The sequence below is a fragment of the Streptomyces sp. NPDC057877 genome (assembly GCF_042796855.1).
Lineage (GTDB): Bacteria > Actinomycetota > Actinomycetes > Streptomycetales > Streptomycetaceae > Streptomyces.
On record NZ_JBHVMS010000009.1, the window covers coordinates 301713 to 316296 of the forward strand.

13 protein-coding genes are annotated in these 14584 nt (G+C 73.5%); 7 read left to right on the plus strand and 6 right to left on the minus strand.

The annotated features are described in order from the left end of the window. Positions 1 to 97: 97 nt before the first annotated feature. From ACFVQG_RS28100 to ACFVQG_RS28125, 6 genes are all read left to right on the plus strand, one after another. On the plus strand, positions 98 to 721 hold the full coding sequence (locus ACFVQG_RS28100) for a TetR/AcrR family transcriptional regulator (protein ID WP_383388609.1): 624 nt from the start codon (positions 98 to 100) through the stop codon (positions 719 to 721). Continuing rightward, complete coding sequence (locus tag ACFVQG_RS28105) at positions 718 to 1908, plus strand: cytochrome P450 (protein ID WP_383388613.1); 1191 nt, start codon at positions 718 to 720, stop codon at positions 1906 to 1908. Before ACFVQG_RS28100 ends, ACFVQG_RS28105 begins: the two co-directional genes overlap by 4 nt. A 10-nt stretch (positions 1909 to 1918) precedes the next feature. Next, positions 1919 to 2146: a ferredoxin gene (locus ACFVQG_RS28110; RefSeq protein ID WP_383388616.1), complete on the plus strand. Its 228-nt coding sequence runs from the start codon at positions 1919 to 1921 to the stop codon at positions 2144 to 2146. A gap of 283 nt (positions 2147 to 2429) precedes the next feature. Beyond that, on the plus strand, positions 2430 to 3992 hold the full coding sequence (locus ACFVQG_RS28115) for a phenylalanine aminomutase (D-beta-phenylalanine forming) (RefSeq protein ID WP_383388618.1): 1563 nt from the start codon (positions 2430 to 2432) through the stop codon (positions 3990 to 3992). Then, on the plus strand, positions 3989 to 4369 hold the full coding sequence (locus tag ACFVQG_RS28120; protein WP_383388620.1) for a nuclear transport factor 2 family protein: 381 nt from the start codon (positions 3989 to 3991) through the stop codon (positions 4367 to 4369). The genes ACFVQG_RS28115 and ACFVQG_RS28120 overlap by 4 nt, the downstream gene beginning before the upstream one ends. Positions 4370 to 4431: 62 nt before the next feature. Next, positions 4432 to 5190 (plus strand): hypothetical protein, encoded by a 759-nt coding sequence (locus ACFVQG_RS28125; protein ID WP_383388622.1) that lies wholly within the window; start codon positions 4432 to 4434, stop codon positions 5188 to 5190. A gap of 53 nt (positions 5191 to 5243) precedes the next feature. On the opposite strand, the gene ACFVQG_RS28130 is transcribed toward ACFVQG_RS28125, so the two are convergent. Together ACFVQG_RS28130 and ACFVQG_RS28135 are read right to left on the minus strand one after the other, a co-directional pair. Beyond that, the gene (locus tag ACFVQG_RS28130) at positions 5244 to 8252 is read right to left on the minus strand and encodes a glycosyl hydrolase (RefSeq protein WP_383388624.1); all 3009 of its coding nucleotides are present in this window, start codon (positions 8250 to 8252) and stop codon (positions 5244 to 5246) included. Between the two features lie 104 nt (positions 8253 to 8356). Next, positions 8357 to 9082 (minus strand): TetR/AcrR family transcriptional regulator, encoded by a 726-nt coding sequence (locus tag ACFVQG_RS28135; RefSeq protein WP_383388626.1) that lies wholly within the window; start codon positions 9080 to 9082, stop codon positions 8357 to 8359. Between the two features lie 130 nt (positions 9083 to 9212). Between ACFVQG_RS28135 and ACFVQG_RS28140 the strand changes: the two genes are divergently transcribed. After that, positions 9213 to 10436, plus strand: coding sequence for a saccharopine dehydrogenase family protein (locus tag ACFVQG_RS28140; protein WP_383388627.1), 1224 nt, complete (start codon positions 9213 to 9215; stop codon positions 10434 to 10436). Between the two features lie 56 nt (positions 10437 to 10492). Here the strand turns inward: ACFVQG_RS28140 and ACFVQG_RS28145 are convergent, their stop codons facing one another. Genes ACFVQG_RS28145 through ACFVQG_RS28160 form a run of 4 tightly spaced genes read right to left on the minus strand, consistent with a single transcriptional unit; the run spans position 10493 to position 14439 of the window. Continuing rightward, positions 10493 to 11878 carry an FAD-binding oxidoreductase gene (locus ACFVQG_RS28145; RefSeq protein WP_383388628.1) on the minus strand — a complete coding sequence of 462 codons (1386 nt, stop codon included), beginning with the start codon at positions 11876 to 11878 and terminating at the stop codon, positions 10493 to 10495. Positions 11879 to 11910: 32 nt separating this feature from the next. Then, positions 11911 to 12939 (minus strand): acyltransferase domain-containing protein, encoded by a 1029-nt coding sequence (locus ACFVQG_RS28150; RefSeq protein WP_383388630.1) that lies wholly within the window; start codon positions 12937 to 12939, stop codon positions 11911 to 11913. Further along, the gene (locus ACFVQG_RS28155) at positions 12932 to 13180 is read right to left on the minus strand and encodes an acyl carrier protein (protein ID WP_383388632.1); all 249 of its coding nucleotides are present in this window, start codon (positions 13178 to 13180) and stop codon (positions 12932 to 12934) included. Before ACFVQG_RS28155 ends, ACFVQG_RS28150 begins: the two co-directional genes overlap by 8 nt. A 32-nt stretch (positions 13181 to 13212) precedes the next feature. After that, positions 13213 to 14439, minus strand: coding sequence for a ketosynthase chain-length factor (locus ACFVQG_RS28160; RefSeq protein ID WP_383388633.1), 1227 nt, complete (start codon positions 14437 to 14439; stop codon positions 13213 to 13215). Positions 14440 to 14584 lie beyond the last annotated feature (145 nt).

Below are 14584 nucleotides of genomic sequence, written 5' to 3' on the forward strand. Positions count from 1 at the left end.
TCTCTTCCCCCATCGTCGCGGCGGTTTCTCCGCGTCGCGGACGTTTTCATCGTACAGCGGTACCATGAAAAACGAGCCGACAGGGAAAGGGGTCACGGTGCCGAAACGCGTAGACCACGCACAGCGCCGGGCGCACATCGCGGACGCCCTGGTGAGAGTGGCCGCCCGGGACGGGCTGCACGCGGTGACGATGCGCGCCGTGGCCGCCGAGGCGGGCATGTCGCTGAACCTGGTGCAGTACTACTTCGACACCAAGGCGCAGCTGATGCACGCCGCGCTGCGCCATCTCGAGCAGCGCAGCCAGGAGCGGTGGGCGGCCCGGCTCGCGGCCCTCGACGAGCCGGAGTCGGCGCGGTCCTGCCTGGAGGCGTTCGTGGCGGAGGCCCTGCCGCTGGACGAGGCGAGCCACACCTTCCGGCTGGTGTGGACGTCGTACGCCGTGCTGGCGATGACCGATCCCGAGCTGGCCGAGCAGCCCTTCGTCGAGGGTCCCAACCGGCTGGAGCGGCAGCTCACCGAGATCCTCGCCAAGGCGCAGACGGTGGGCGAGATCCCAGCCCGCGTCGACGTCTCCGCCGAGGCGGCGCGGCTGCTGAGCCTCAGCCACGGCGTCGGCATGAGCGTCCTGGTCGGCCAGCGGTCGGCGGCCGAGGCGCGCGAGGTGATGGGATATCACCTGGCCCGCCTGTTCGACGACCGGAGCGCGGAGGGTGCCCGATGACCGCCGACGCGCGGCCGGTGCGGGACTTCCCGTTCCCGGCCCCGCGTCAGCTGGGACTGGAGCCCCTCTTCGCCGAGTTGCGCGACCGGGAGCCCGTCAGCCGGGTCCGGCTCCCGCACGGCGGCGAGGCGTGGCTCGTCACGCGGTACGCGGACATCCGCACGGTGCTCGGCGATCCCCGCTTCTCCCGGGCGGCCACCCAGCACCCCGACGCCCCGCGGATCCAGCCGGACCCGGCCGGTGAGGGCCTGCTGATGTCACTCGACCCGCCCGCGCACACCCGGCTGCGCCGGACGGTCGCCGGGGTCTTCACCATGCGCCGGGTGGACGAACTGCGGCCCGCCGCGGGGCGCGTCGCCGGGGAGCTGCTGGCGGCCATGGCCGACGCGGGGCCGCCCGCCGATCTGGTCGCGTCGTTCGCGCTGCCCCTGCCCGTCACCGTGATCTGCGATCTGCTCGGCGTCCCCACCGAGGACCGCGACCGGTTACGGGGCTGGTCCGACACGCTGCTGTCCACCACGGCGTGCACCCCGGCCGAGACCGCGTCAGCCGCGCGGGCCATGGCGGACTACTTCACCGCGCTGGCCGCGCTCCGGCGCCGCGAACCGACCGACGACCTGCTCGGCACGCTGGTGCGGGAGAGCCCCCTGACGGTGGCGGAGGTGGTGCTGCTCGCCCGTGACCTGCTCATCGCGGGCCATGAGACCACGGCGAGCCAGATCGCCGACTGCGCCTGGCTCCTGCTCCAACGGCCCGATGACATGGCCCGGTTGCGCGCACGGCCGGAGCTGGTGCCCGCCGCGGTGGAGGAGCTGCTGCGGTTCGTCCCGCTGGGCTCGGGCGGGTTCCGCGCGCGGGTCGCCACCGAGGAGGTGGAGCTGGGCGGCGTACGGATCCGGCCCGGGGAGACGGTGTTCGCGCCGACCGCGGCGGCCAACCGGGATCCCGCGGTGTTCTCCGCCCCCGACCGGCTGGACGTGGCCCGCCACCCCAACCCGCACCTCGCGTTCGGGCACGGTGTGCACCACTGCCTGGGGGCGCAACTGGCGCGGATGGAGGTGGGGGTGGCGCTGGGCGCGCTGCTCGACCGCTTTCCGCGCCTGCGGCTGGCGGTCGGTGAGTCGGATGTCGAGTGGCGTACGGGCATGCAGGTGCGCGGGCCCCGGACGCTGCCGGTGCGCTGGTGAGGGAGGACGGGTGAGCGGGAACCGCTGGCGGCTGGCCGTGGACCGGACCCGGTGCGTCGGGTCGGGCGCGTGCGTGGGCCTCTCCCCGCACTTCCGGCTGGCCGCCGACGGGCGGGCCGAGCCGTGCGCGGAGGTCTTCACCGCCGACGAGACGGCCCGGGACGCCGCGCTGTGCTGCCCGGTGGAGGCCATCACCGTGACCGACGCGGGCACCGGCGCGGTGATCGCGCCGGACTGAGGGGGCGCCGTACGGGCACAGGCCCCGGTGGCGAAGGCGTCGTACGGGCACACGCCCCGGTGGCGAGGACGTCTTACGGGCACACGCCCCGATGGCGACGACGTCGTACGGCCATAGCCCCCATGGCGACGACGTCGTACGGCCACACGCCGCAATGGGGCCGGGCTCAAGGCGGCGTTGCTCAGGCGTGGAGCGCGGGGCGCTTGGGTGGGAGCGGCTTCGCGGCGGGAGCCCGTGCCGCCCGGGAGGCCCCCCACGACCGTCCGGCCGCAAAGGGAACTCCATGTCCTTCGTCATCGAACTCGGCACACCGGTCTCACTCGACCGGCTCGAACAAGTCGCCCGGCAGCACACCCCGGTGGAGCTGTCCGAACCGGTCCGGGCCCGGGTCCGCGCCTCCCGTGACGTCCTGGAGAAGTTCGTGCGCGAGGAGCGGGTCATCTACGGCGTCAACACGAGCATGGGCGGCTTCGTCGACCACCTCGTCCCGGTCTCCCAGGCCCGGCGGCTCCAGGAGAACCTGATCAGCGCGGTGGCCACCAATGTGGGGCCGTACCTCGACGACGACACCGTACGGGCCGTCATGCTCGCCCGTGTCGTCTCGCTCGCCCGGGGCAACTCCGCGATCACCCCGGCGAACCTGGACAAGCTGGTCGACGTGCTGAACGCCGGGATCGTGCCGTGTGTGCCGGAGAAGGGCTCGCTGGGCACCAGCGGCGACCTGGGGCCGCTGGCGGCGATCGCCCTGGTGTGCGCGGGCCGGTGGCAGGCCCGGTGGTGTGGGCGGACCGTGCCCGGTGCGCAGGCGCTCGCGGGGGCCGGGATCGAGCCGATGGAGCTGAGCTACAAGGACGGCCTCGCGCTGATCAACGGCACGTCCGGCATGGTCGGTCTGGGCGGCCTGGTCCACCGCGCCGCGAGCCGCCTGACGCGCCGGTACGAGCAGGTCTCCGCGCTGTCCGTGGAGGGCCTGGCCGGGATGACCAAGCCGTTCGACCCGCGCGTGCACGCGGTCAAGCCGCACCGCGGCCAGCGCGCGGTGGCCGGACGGCTGTGGGAGGGGCTGGCCGACTCACGGCTCGCGGTCAGCGAACTCGACACCGAGCGGACCCTCGCCGCCGAGCTGGGCTCGGCGATGGACACGCACGCCAGGGCGGGCTCCCTGGCCATCGAGGACGCCTACTCCATCCGCTGCACACCCCAGATCCTGGGACCCGTGGTCGATGCCCTGGAGGGCATCGGGCGGACCCTCACGGACGAGCTGAACTCCTCCAACGACAACCCGATCGTGCTGCCGGAGGAGACCGAGGTGTTCCACAACGGTCACTTCCACGGCCAGTACGTCGCCATGGCCATGGACCATCTGACGCTCGCCCTGGCCACCCTGACCAACCTCGCCAACCGGCGCGTGGACCGCTTCCTGGACAAGAGCAACAGCAACGGGCTGCCCGCCTTCCTGTGCCGGGAGGACCCGGGACTGCGCCTGGGCCTGATGGGCGGTCAGTTCATGACCGCCTCGGTGACCGCGGAGAACCGCACCCTGACCGTGCCGATGTCCGTGCAGTCCCTGTCCACCACGGGGGACTTCCAGGACATCGTCTCCTTCGGGTTCGTCGCCGCCCGCCGGGCCAGGGAGGTGCTCACCAACACCGCCTACGTGGTCGCCTTCGAGCTGATGTGCGCCTGCCAGGCCGTCGACATCCGGGGCCCGGAGAAGCTGTCGTCCTTCACCCGTCCCCTGTACGAGGACACCCGTGCCGTCGTGCCGTTCCTGGACCGGGACGAGCCGCTGACCCCGTACATCGAGCGGCTGGCCGCCGATCTGCTCGGCGGGCAGCCGCGATGAGCGAGACGGTCACGGACTTCGTCGAAAAGTGGCGCCGGGCCGAGGAGGACGGCGACCCGGCGGCGCTGGACCGGCTGCTCGCCGACGACTTCCTGGGCGTGGGTCCGCACGGTTTCCTCCGTGACCGCGCCCAGTGGATCGCCCGGTACAGCTCGGGAGCGGTCCGCAACTCGTCGTTCGCGCTGCGCGATCTGCGCGTCCGCCGCTACGGACCCACGGCCGTGGTGGTCGCGGCCCAGACCCAGCGGAGCGTCAACGGCGGCGCCGACGCGAGCGGCGCCTTCCGGTTCACCCTCGTCGTCGTCCGGCAGGACGAGGGCATCCTGCGGCTGGCGGGACTGCATGTGAGCCCCGACGCCGCCGCGGGGTCCGCCTGAACCCTTCTGACTCGGGCCCGGAGCCTCTGGATTCGGATGCCTTGGCCACGACAGGGGGTGGGATGACCGGCGCGGAGGTCGGCGGGTTCCGGGTGCGCAGGTACCGCGGATCGCTGGTGACGAAGGTCCTCGTCGCCGCCGTGCTCCTCGTGGTCGCCGGGGCGCTGGCGACGTTCGCCGTGCTGCTGCTGAGGGTGGCGAAGGCGCCCTTCGTCGTCGCGCTCCCGTTCACCGCGTTCGCGGCCCTGTGCCTGGCCGGAATGGTGTCGTTCCTTAGCAGCGGCACCGTCGTCGACCAGGACGGCATCACCGTCCATGACGCCGGGACGGTGCGCACGGCCTGGCGGGACATCGTCGCCATCGAGATCGAGGAGAACTCCTTCCCGGTCGGCGAGACGATCAAGACCGTCGACTGCGTCGTGCTCTACACCCGCCACGGCCGCCGGATCGCGCTCGCCGAGTTCACCAGCAGCCGCACGCTGTCGGTGCCCCAAGAAGCGCGCGTCCTGCGTGAGTTGTGGGAGCGGCGGCGTGGCGAGGACTGGACCGGGCAGCCCGACGCCGTCAGGGCCGGGCGGGAGAGGTCCGCGGCGGGGCAGCGGATGGAGCGGTCGGTCACGGGCGCGATGGGATGCGTGTCCACGGTGGTCCGGGTGACGGTCTTCGGCGTCCTCGTCGTCTGCCTCATCGCGCTGGCCACCGGGAAGGGCGACGACCTGCCGGGCGCCGGGACGCTGTTCGCGCTGGTGCTCGGCGGGGTGGTCGTGGTCGCGGGTGGGACCGCCCTCGCCGCCCGTGTCCTTGGTGACCGGGACCGATAGGCCCACGGCGGGCGCGGGGGTCGTGTCCCGCGCCCGCCGCCGTGCCGTCCGGGTCAGTCCAGGGTGGTCTCCCAGTACGGCACCAGCCGCACCGGACCCACCAGACCGTGGTCCTGCAGGGCGACCGCGCCGAAGACCGCGGGCTGGGCGACCCGGAGCCGGTTGATCAGCGGGGTGGCCACCTCCACCTCGATGACGTTCGCGCCGCGCCGGAGCGCGGAGCCGAGGTCGACGACGGGGTGGATGCGGTCGACGGGTGCCATCCGGGTGCCGTTGACGGTGACCCGGCAGGTGTCGCTGACCTGGCCGAGTTCCAGCAGGGCGCCGTGGGAGGAGTCCCAGTCGGACGGCAGGTGGACGGTCGTGCGGTAGCGGCCGACGCCTGCCGTGTCCGCGAGTTCGGGGACACGGGACCAGGGCAGCAGGGTGTCCAGGGTCAGGGTGCGCCGGGTCCGCTCGGTGCGGGTGGCGGTCGCGCCGGGCTGCCAGTCCTCGACCTCCAGCTCCCAGCGGGCCGGGGTGATCGCCGCGGGCACCGGCGGGACGGTGGTGGTGACCGTACGTCCCTGGGACAGGCGGGTCGTGCGGGTGCCTCCGGTGGTGGCGCGCAGGGTCAGGCCCCGCCGGGTGAACAGCACCTGGTCGGCGTCGGTGGCCACGGCGTGCGGCCGGGCGCCGTGGCGGTCGCCGAACAGTCCGGGCCGACCGAGGGCGACGATCGTCGCCTGTCCCGGCCGCAGGGCGACGCGCACGGTGAAGTCGTCGCCGTCGCGGGTGTACTGGGCGATGCGGACGGCCTCCCCCGTCCACGGGTCGAGCAGGTACGGGACGGTCGCGCCGCGGTGGGTGCGGCGCAGGGTGACGTCGTGGTCGATGGCCGCGACCGGCGGCTTGACGGTCTCGGCGTGCTTGCCGTTGCAGAAGTAGTAGAAGTCGGCCTCGTCGGTGGCGCGGTGGGCGTTGAGGAGCGTGGACGCGGTGGCGTGCCGTACGTCCGGGGTGATGCCGAGGCGGACCAGGGCGTCGCCGACCGCGGTCTTCTCGGTGATGTGCTCGACGTGCGGCAGGGCGAGCAGCCGGGCGAGGAGGGTGCGCAGCCGGTCCGTGTCGCCCGCCCCGGGCACGCCCGGCGTGAGGGCCTGGTCGAACGCGCCCAGCATGACGACGGGCAGTCCGGCCTCGGCGAGCGCGAGGATCCTGCGGGCGTCGGCGAGGGCGAGCGTGGGGGTGGAGCCGTAGAAGAAGTCGCCCTCGACGAACAGGGCCTTGTAGGCGGGCCCTTCGGGTGCCAGGCGGCCCTGGGAGACGGTCGCGCTGGGCAGGTCGAGCAGGGGGCCGCTGAGGAACTGGTGGGTCCAGCCGAGGGGGATGCCGGTCGAGGTGAACCAGGAGGCGCCGATGCCGGTCGCGCTGTAGCCGGTCTGCCGGAAGACGGCGACGTCGGCGCGGGCGGTGCCGGTCTGGAGCACGTGGTGCACGCGGCCCAGGTACCCGGCGATGTCCGGCAGGTGGTCCCAGGTGGGCTGGCGGGGTCCCCAGGACTCGCCGTAGCCGGAGGCGCCGTTGTACGGGCTGAAGGCGGCGAAGCCGGGCCAGGCCACGCCCGGGGCGGTGGCGTAGGAGAAGCCGTGGACGACGGTCTGGTTGACGCCCGCCGCGTAGGCGCCGCCCATGGTGCGCAGGAAGCGGTCCCAGGTCGTGCTGTACGCCGAGCCGTTGTAGGCGCCCGCCTCGCAGGACAGCACGGTGTTGCCCGCCATGTCCCGGCCGCCCGCGAGGCAGCGGTAGTCGTCGAGGTTCTTGAAGCCGAGGGACTCGCCCTCGGGGATGTCCAGCAGGGCGGCGGAGGCGATGGAGTCGGTCTGGAGGCCGTAGGGCTGGGAGCGCAGGTCCATGCCCAGGGAGTGTGACCAGTCGCGCAGGGCGCGGATGTGGTGGCGGTTGAAGAGGTCGGAGACGGTGTCCCAGAAGTCCTTGCGGATCTGCCGGGTCAGCTGGGCCTCGTAGGCGAAGACCTGGTTGCTGTTGTCGAGCACGAGGACCGGCAGGTACGGCAGCAGGGGGCGTCCGGTGCGCTTCTCGAACGCCTCGGGGAGCAGCGGGGTCCAGTTCAGGCCGTCGGTCTCCAGCTCGACCGAGTCCTCGAAGAAGGCGCCGCCCGCCGCCCTGAGGAGCTGTCGCAGCTCGCGGGTGAGCAACTCCCGCTCCCAGTACCGGGTGACGGCGGTGGTGCCGGTGGGGCTGAGGTGGTCGACGACGTGGGCGGCGGGCGAGGAGTGCGGGCCGGACTCGGGCTGCTGTCCCGAGCCGCGCCGCCAGTAGGCGAGGAGGATCCAGTCGCCCTCCGCGGGAGCCGTCCAGGTCAGGGCGCCGTCCGTGACGGTGTCCGTGAGGTCGCGGACGCTGGCGGGGTCGAGGCCGGTCTCCTTGCGGGTGGAGTGGGCGGGGTCGACGCGGACGGCCTGGACGGCGAGGAGCCGCTGCCGGGTGACGCCGGGGGCGGGGGCGTGCGCGGGGGGCGGTACGGGGCCGTCGTAGGTGGCGCCGGGGGCGACCGTGGTGCGGCCGTACATCAGTTCCTGGGCCGCCGCCTCGTCGTCGGGGGTGACTCCGGGGACCGCGACGGGCCAGCTCGGGCCGAGCGTGAGGTCGACGGTGACGCCGCGTCTGGCGGCCCGGCGCAGGGCGGCCTCGACGCCGTCGCGCCAGGGGCGGCTGCCCCAGCCGTGGCCCTCGGGGTCCAGGACCGACTTGTCGCGGATGCTGTGGTGGACGGCGGCGACCTCCACGCCGCCGAAGCCCGCGTCGGCGATCTGGTCGATCTCACGGGCGATCTCGTCCGGGTCCACCAGGCCGTCCGGCCACCACCAGCGGAACTTGGGGCGCACGGCCCGCGGCGGGTTGGCGAACCAGTCGGCCGCCGGGCCGTGCGCGGTGACCGCGGGGGCCGCGAGGGCGCCGGGGGACGCGGAGAGCAGCACTGTGGCGGCCCCGGCGGACAGTCCGGCGGCGAGGACGGTACGGCGGGTCGTCCCGCGGCGCTGCGAGAGGTCTTCGTGCATGGGTGTGCCCCAGGAGGTGTCGTCGTGGAGATCGGCGATGAAGGGATTGAATCGTTTCAATCGATCTCAAGTGACGGAACGCTAAACCCGGTACCCGGAGAGGGTCAAGATCCCTGCACGGGGCAACTGCCGGACGGGGGCAGTTGCGCGGCGGTGTACTCCAGCAGCATCTCCAGTGCCGCCGGGTAGGCGCTGTGCGGCATCCGCCGGGCCAGCAGGTGGGCCGTGGCGGCGATGTTCGGGTGCGAGTCGGCGGGCAGACGGGCGTACGTGGACTCCCACATGTCCTCGTCCCGAGCCCGCGCCTCGTTCGCCAGCGTGAGGGACCCGGCGTCGAGCGCGGCGAAGGCCAGGCTCTGGTCGATGAACGCGTGGTAGACCCGGACCGCCACCGGGTCGGGCAGCCCGGCTCCGCGCAGGATGCCGAGGATGATCTCGTCCACCGCGATCTCCCGCGGGCGGCCGGTGACCCGGCTGGCGGTGAGGACGGCCGCCTGCGGGTGGGCGAGGTAGGCGGCGTGGATGGCGCGGCCGAGGGCACGCAGATCCGTGCGCCAGTCCCCGGTGGCCGTCCAGTCGGCGAGGGCCCGGCCCATCAGCTCGTCGCCGATGGCGCGGGTCAGGTCGTCCATTCCGGCGAAGTAGCGGTAGAGGGTGCTCGGGTCGGCGCCCAGGGCCGTGCCCAGGCGGCGGGCGGTCAGCCCGGTGCTGCCGTGCTCGCGCAGGACGCGGAGGGCGGCGGCCACGATGATCTCCTCGGTGAGCACGGTGCCGTTGCGGGTGGGGCGGCGTCGGCGGCGGGCGGGCTCCGGCACCACTTGCTTCGCCATGCCGGTCGCCTCCTCCACGGCCCCGGTGAGGGTCCTTCGCCTTATGCCAACGCAGTTGACCTTACATCCCCGCGTCTTGTTGCATCGATCCACCCGGAGGCGCCCGCCTCCCGGCAGAAAGGTGTGTGACATGCGAGTCCTGCTCGTGGGCGCGGGCGGTGTCGGCACGGCCGTCACCCGGATCGCCGCTCGCCGTGACTTCCTGACCCACATGGTCATCGCCGACTACGACCTCGCCCGCGCCGAGGCCGCGCTCGCGGGACTCGGGGAGCGGGGCGGTCGGTTCAGCGCGCGGCGGCTGGACGCCTCGGACCAGGACGCGGTGCGGGCGGTGCTCGTCGAGGAGCGCTGTGACGTGCTGCTCAACGCCACCGACCCCCGGTTCGTGATGCCGTTGTTCCGCGCGGCGCTGGAGGCCGGGGCGCACTACCTCGACATGGCGATGTCGCTGTCCGCGCCGCACGCCTCACGCCCGTACGAGGAGTGCGGGGTGAAGCTCGGGGACGAGCAGTTCGCGCTGGCGCGGCGCTGGGAGGAGGCCGGTCGGCTGGCGCTGGTCGGGATGGGGGTGGAGCCGGGGCTGTCCGACGTCTTCGCCCGGTACGCGGCCGACGAACTCTTCGACGACATCGAGGAGATCGGCGTCCGTGACGGCGCCGACCTGACGGTGGAGGGCTATGACTTCGCGCCGTCCTTCAGCATCTGGACCACCATCGAGGAGTGCCTGAACCCTCCGGTGGTCTACGAGAAGGACCGCGGCTGGTTCACCACGGCGCTGTTCAGCGAGCCCGAGGTCTTCGACTTCCCCGAGGGCATCGGCCCGGTGGAGTGCGTCAACGTCGAGCACGAGGAGGTGCTGCTGATCCCCCGCTGGGTGGACGCCCGCCGGGTCACCTTCAAGTACGGGCTCGGCGCCGACTTCATCGGCAAGCTGAAGACGCTCCACGCACTGGGCCTGGACTCCACCACCCCGGTGACCGTGCCCGGCGAGGACGGACCGGTGCGGGTGTCCCCGCGGGACGTGGTCGCCGCCTGTCTGCCCGACCCGGCCCGGCTCGGTGACCGGATGACGGGCAAGACCTGCGCCGGTACCTGGGTCAGGGGCACCAAGGACGGGGCGCCGCGCGAGGTGTACCTGTACCACGTGGTCGACAACCAGTGGTCGATGCGCGAGTACGGCTCCCAGGCCGTCGTCTGGCAGACGGCCGTCAACCCGGTCGTCGCCCTGGAACTGCTGGCCACCGGCGCCTGGTCCGGCGCGGGCGTCCTCGGGCCGGAGGCCCTGCCGCCGCGCCCCTTCCTCGACCTGCTCGGCGCGTACGGCTCGCCGTGGGGACTGCGTGACGGGGGCTGACGGGGGCTTACGGGGACTGACGGGGAAGACGGGGACTGGCCAACGCCCGGCCGATGTCATGCCGGGGGGATGTTCTGGTTGAGGCGGAAGAGGTTGGCCGGGTCGTACTCGGCCTTGATGGCCCGTAGGCGCGCGTACTTGGGCCCGTACGAGTCCTCGGTGCGGTCGCCCTCGCCGGGGTTCATGAAGTTGACGTAGCCACCGGTGAGCCGGGGGGACAGCGCGCGGTGGCCGTCGCGGGCCCAGGCGGTGTGGTGGGCGTCCTCGGTGGGGTCGGTCCAGGCCGACGCCAGGTTGACCACGAAGGGGGTGTGGCGGTTGGGGTAGGCGGTGGCGTCGTCGGGGACACGGGAGACGGCTCCGCCCAGGCAGAGCAGTTCGAGCTGGGTGAAGGGCGAGGTGATGCGGGTGGCGTGGGTCAGGGCCGTGTCGAGGGTGTCGTCGTCCGGCTCGGTCAGGTAGCCGGTCTTGGTGTAGATCCGGTCGGGGACCACGGCGCCCGGGAAGGAGTACGCCTGGAGGGCGCGGTAGGGCAGGGTCATCTTGGTCAGGCCGTGGGGCTTGCCGACGTGCAGGACGGCGTCCAGCTGCCGGTCGCCGTCGTGCGGGCTGCCGATCCAGCAGCTCATGGCGCAGACCGTCGGCTTGCCGTGCAGTTCGGCGGGCAGTTCGGGCAGCGGGGGCGCCAGGCGCAGGTACAGCGCCCAGGTCAACTCGTCGGGGGCGGTGGTCATGTGGTCGCGCCAGGCCCGCAGGACCCGCGGGCCCTCGTCCAGGGTGTAGTAGGCGGCGGCGAAGCGGACCGGGCCGACCCGGTGCAGGGTGAGTTCGAACTCGGTGACGACACCGAAGTTGCCGCCACCGCCGCGCACCGCCCAGAACAGGTCGGGGTGTTCGGTGTCGCTGGCGGTGCGGACGGCGCCGTCCGCGGTGACGATCCGTACGGCGGTGAGGTTGTCGACGGACAGCCCGTACCTGCGGCTCAGCCAGCCGAAGCCGCCGCCCAGGACGAGGCCGCCCAGCCCGGTGTGGGAGACGACGCCCGCGGGGGTGGCGAGCATGTGCGCCTGGGTGGCCGTGTCGAACGCGCCGAGCAGACAGCCGCCCTGGGCCCGGGCGCGCCGGTGGCGGCGGCTGACGGTGACGGCGTTCATCGGGGAGAGGTCGATGACGATGCCGTCGTCGCACACGGAGTGCCCGGCCATGCTGTGGCCCCCGCCGCGCACGGCCACCGACAGCCCGCTCGCGCGGGCGAAGTTGACCGCGGCGGCCACGTCCGTGGTGCCGGTGCAGCGGGCGATCAGGGCGGGGTGCCGGTCGATGGTGCCGTTCCAGATCCGGCGGGCCTCGTCGTAGTCGGGGTCGCTGGGCCAGATCAGCTCGCCCCGGAACACGGCTCGGAAGGCGGCGAGGTCGGACGGGTCGAGCTGGGGGAACCGCATGCTTGTCCCTTTCTGCGGCGCGTGACGGCAAGTCAGAAATCGGGTACCGGGGCCGGGAAGACGCCGTGCAGGGCGACGATCCGGTTGAGGGCGGCCCGGACGGCGGCCACGTCGGCGTCCGGGGTGCCCGCGCGGGCCGGGAGCAGGGCGACGGCCGCCGAGTCGCCCCGGGCGACCTGGGGGGTGCGCCGGGCCAGTGCGGTCAGGCTCTGTCCCGGACCGGCCTCGATCAGCAGGTGGGGGCCGCTGTTGAGCAGGTGGTGCAGGGCGGGGCCGTAGAGGACGGGTTCGGCGGGCTGGGCGAGCCAGAAGGCCCAGTCGGTGGCGGTGTCGTCGTCGAGTTCCTGGCCGGTGCAGGCGGAGTGGACGGTGGTGTGCGGCGGCTTGAGGGGCGGGCGGGTCAGGATGTCGGCGTGGGCGGCGGCCACGTCCCGCATCACCGGATGGTGGAAGGGCTGCCGGGCGCGGACCCGGGCGCAGGTGATCCCGGCGCGGCGCAGGGCCGTCTCCGCCCGGGTGAGCGCCGTCTCCTCGGCGGACAGCAGCAGTTGGCGGGGCGCGTTGAGGGCGCCGATGACCACGCCCGGCTCCAGGTGGGCGGCCACCTCGCCAGGTCCGGCGGCCACGGCGAGCATGCCGCCGGGGGGCGCGTGCCGGTAGACCTCGACGTACTCGGACAGGTAGCGCAGCCCGTCGTGGAAGGCGAGCACCCCGGCGAGGGTGGCGGCGGCGAGTTCGCCCACGCTGTGGCCGAGCAGCGCGTCGGGCCGCACCCCCGCCTCCGTGATCATGGCGCCCAGGGCGCAGTCGACCGCGTACAGCAGCGGCTGGGCGCGGGCGACGTCGTCGTAGTCGGCGGGCGGCCGGTCCGCCAGCCACGCGGTCCGCAGGGACCGCCCGCCGGGCAGGGTGTCGAAGGCGAGGTCCATGGTGGCGGTGAAGGTCCGGGAGACGCCGTAGAGGCCCGCGGCCATGCGGGGGTGCTGGGCGCCCTGGCCCGGGAAGGTGAGGGCGATACGGCGGACGGCGGGGGCGCCCGTCGGCCCGGTGCGTTCAGTCATGGGCGGCGGGCGTGTTGACGTACTCCAGGACGGCGCGCGGGGTCTTCAGGTCGCGGATGACGTCCTCGGGGATGTCGATGCGGTGGCGGTGCTTGAGCTGGGCGGAGGTCTCCAGCAGGACCAGCGAGTCATAGCCGAGGGCGTCGAACTCGCGGTCGAGGAGGGCCTCGCCCCGGGCGGCGGTCTGTTCGTCACCGGAGCACTCGGCGAGGATCTCCAGGAACTGGTCGAGGGTGAGCATGCCGGGTCGGTCCCTTCCGGTCGGGTGTTCGTTCAGGGCGTCCGCTCGACGACCAGGGCGGAGTTGAAGCCGCCCGCTCCCCGGGAGACGACGAGGGCGGTGGCCAGCGGGCAGCGGCGCGGCCGGTCGCGGACGAGGTCGAGCCGGTGGTCGTCGACGGGTTCGGTGACATGGACGGTGGGCGGGACGACCTGGTCGCGCAGGGCGAGCAGGGCGCAGACCACGTCCAGCGGTCCGGCCCCGGCCATCAGCCGTCCGGTCATGGTCTTGGGGGCGCAGACGGGGACGCCGTAGGGGCCGAAGACGGCGCACAGCGCGTCGGCTTCCTGGGCGTCGAGTTCGGGGACGCCCGCTGCGTCCGCCACGACCAGGTCGACGGCGTCCGGGTCGAGTCCCGCGTCGGTGAGGGCGAGTGCGATGGCGCGCCGCAGGCCGGGGGGCCGGTCGGTGCCGGGTGCGGGGTCGAAGGTCGCCGCGTAGCCGGTGATCCTGCCGTAGGGGTGGCGGCGGGCCGAGGCCGCGTCCTCCAGGACGAGCAGGGCGCCGCCTTCGCCGGGCACCTGGCCGTGGGCCCGCCGGTCGAAGGGCAGGTAGGCGGTGGTGGGGTCGGTGCGCGTGCTGACGGTGCCGGAGGCGAGGTGGGAGACCCAGCCCCAGGGGTCGAAGGAGGACTCGACGCCTCCGGTGAGCATCAGTCGGCCGCGTCCGCCCAGGATCGCGCGGCGGGCGGCTCCGATGGCGTCCAGGCCTCCGGCCTGCTCGGTGACGAGGACGCCGCCGGGGCCGCGCATGCCGTGCCGGATGGAGATCTGGCCGGTGTTGACGGCGTAGAACCAGGCGAAGCACTGGTAGACGCTGACGTGGTCGGGCCCGAGCGTCCACAGCCGCCGCATCTCGCGGTGGGAGAACTCGAAGCCGCCGGTGGCGTTGGAGGTGATCACCCCGCAGGCGTGGTCGCCGCGTCCGGCGATGTCGGCGCGGGCGTCGTCGAGGGCCTGGGCGGCGGCGACGAGGGCGAGCCGGGTGACGCGGTCGGTCTGCGGCAGCAGCCGTCCGGGGAGGTGGTCCCGGGCGTCGAAGCCGGTGATCAGCCCGGCCAGCCGGGCCGGGTACCGGGTGGCGTCGTAGGCGGTGAGCGGGCCGATGCCGGGGGTGCCCGCGAGGGTGGCGGTCCAGTACTCCTCGACGGTCAGTCCGGTGGGGGCGGTCACGCCGAGACCGGTGACGACCACGTCTGTGACCGCCCCGTCTGGGGCCACCGTGTCCTTGACCGCCGTATCGTCGACCCCCCTGCCTGTGACCGCCGTATCGTCGACCCCCCTGCCTGTGACGGCCGTATCATCGACCCCCCTGCCTGCGACCGCCGTATCTGCGACCCCCCTGCCTGTGACGGCCCTGTGAGTG

Bases quoted from the DNA above. Each gene is read 5' to 3' on its own strand.
- ACFVQG_RS28125 (WP_383388622.1), top strand. From the start codon at position 4,432: ATGACCGGCGCGGAGGTCGGCGGGTTCCGGGTGCGCAGGTACCGCGGA.
- ACFVQG_RS28135 (WP_383388626.1), bottom strand. From the start codon at position 9,082: ATGGCGAAGCAAGTGGTGCCGGAGCCCGCCCGCCGCCGACGCCGCCCC.
- ACFVQG_RS28120 (WP_383388620.1), top strand. From the start codon at position 3,989: ATGAGCGAGACGGTCACGGACTTCGTCGAAAAGTGGCGCCGGGCCGAG.
- ACFVQG_RS28140 (WP_383388627.1), top strand. From the start codon at position 9,213: ATGCGAGTCCTGCTCGTGGGCGCGGGCGGTGTCGGCACGGCCGTCACC.
- ACFVQG_RS28115 (WP_383388618.1), top strand. From the start codon at position 2,430: ATGTCCTTCGTCATCGAACTCGGCACACCGGTCTCACTCGACCGGCTC.
- ACFVQG_RS28105 (WP_383388613.1), top strand. From the start codon at position 718: ATGACCGCCGACGCGCGGCCGGTGCGGGACTTCCCGTTCCCGGCCCCG.
- ACFVQG_RS28155 (WP_383388632.1), bottom strand. From the start codon at position 13,180: ATGCTCACCCTCGACCAGTTCCTGGAGATCCTCGCCGAGTGCTCCGGT.
- ACFVQG_RS28130 (WP_383388624.1), bottom strand. From the start codon at position 8,252: ATGCACGAAGACCTCTCGCAGCGCCGCGGGACGACCCGCCGTACCGTC.
- ACFVQG_RS28150 (WP_383388630.1), bottom strand. From the start codon at position 12,939: ATGACTGAACGCACCGGGCCGACGGGCGCCCCCGCCGTCCGCCGTATC.
- ACFVQG_RS28145 (WP_383388628.1), bottom strand. From the start codon at position 11,878: ATGCGGTTCCCCCAGCTCGACCCGTCCGACCTCGCCGCCTTCCGAGCC.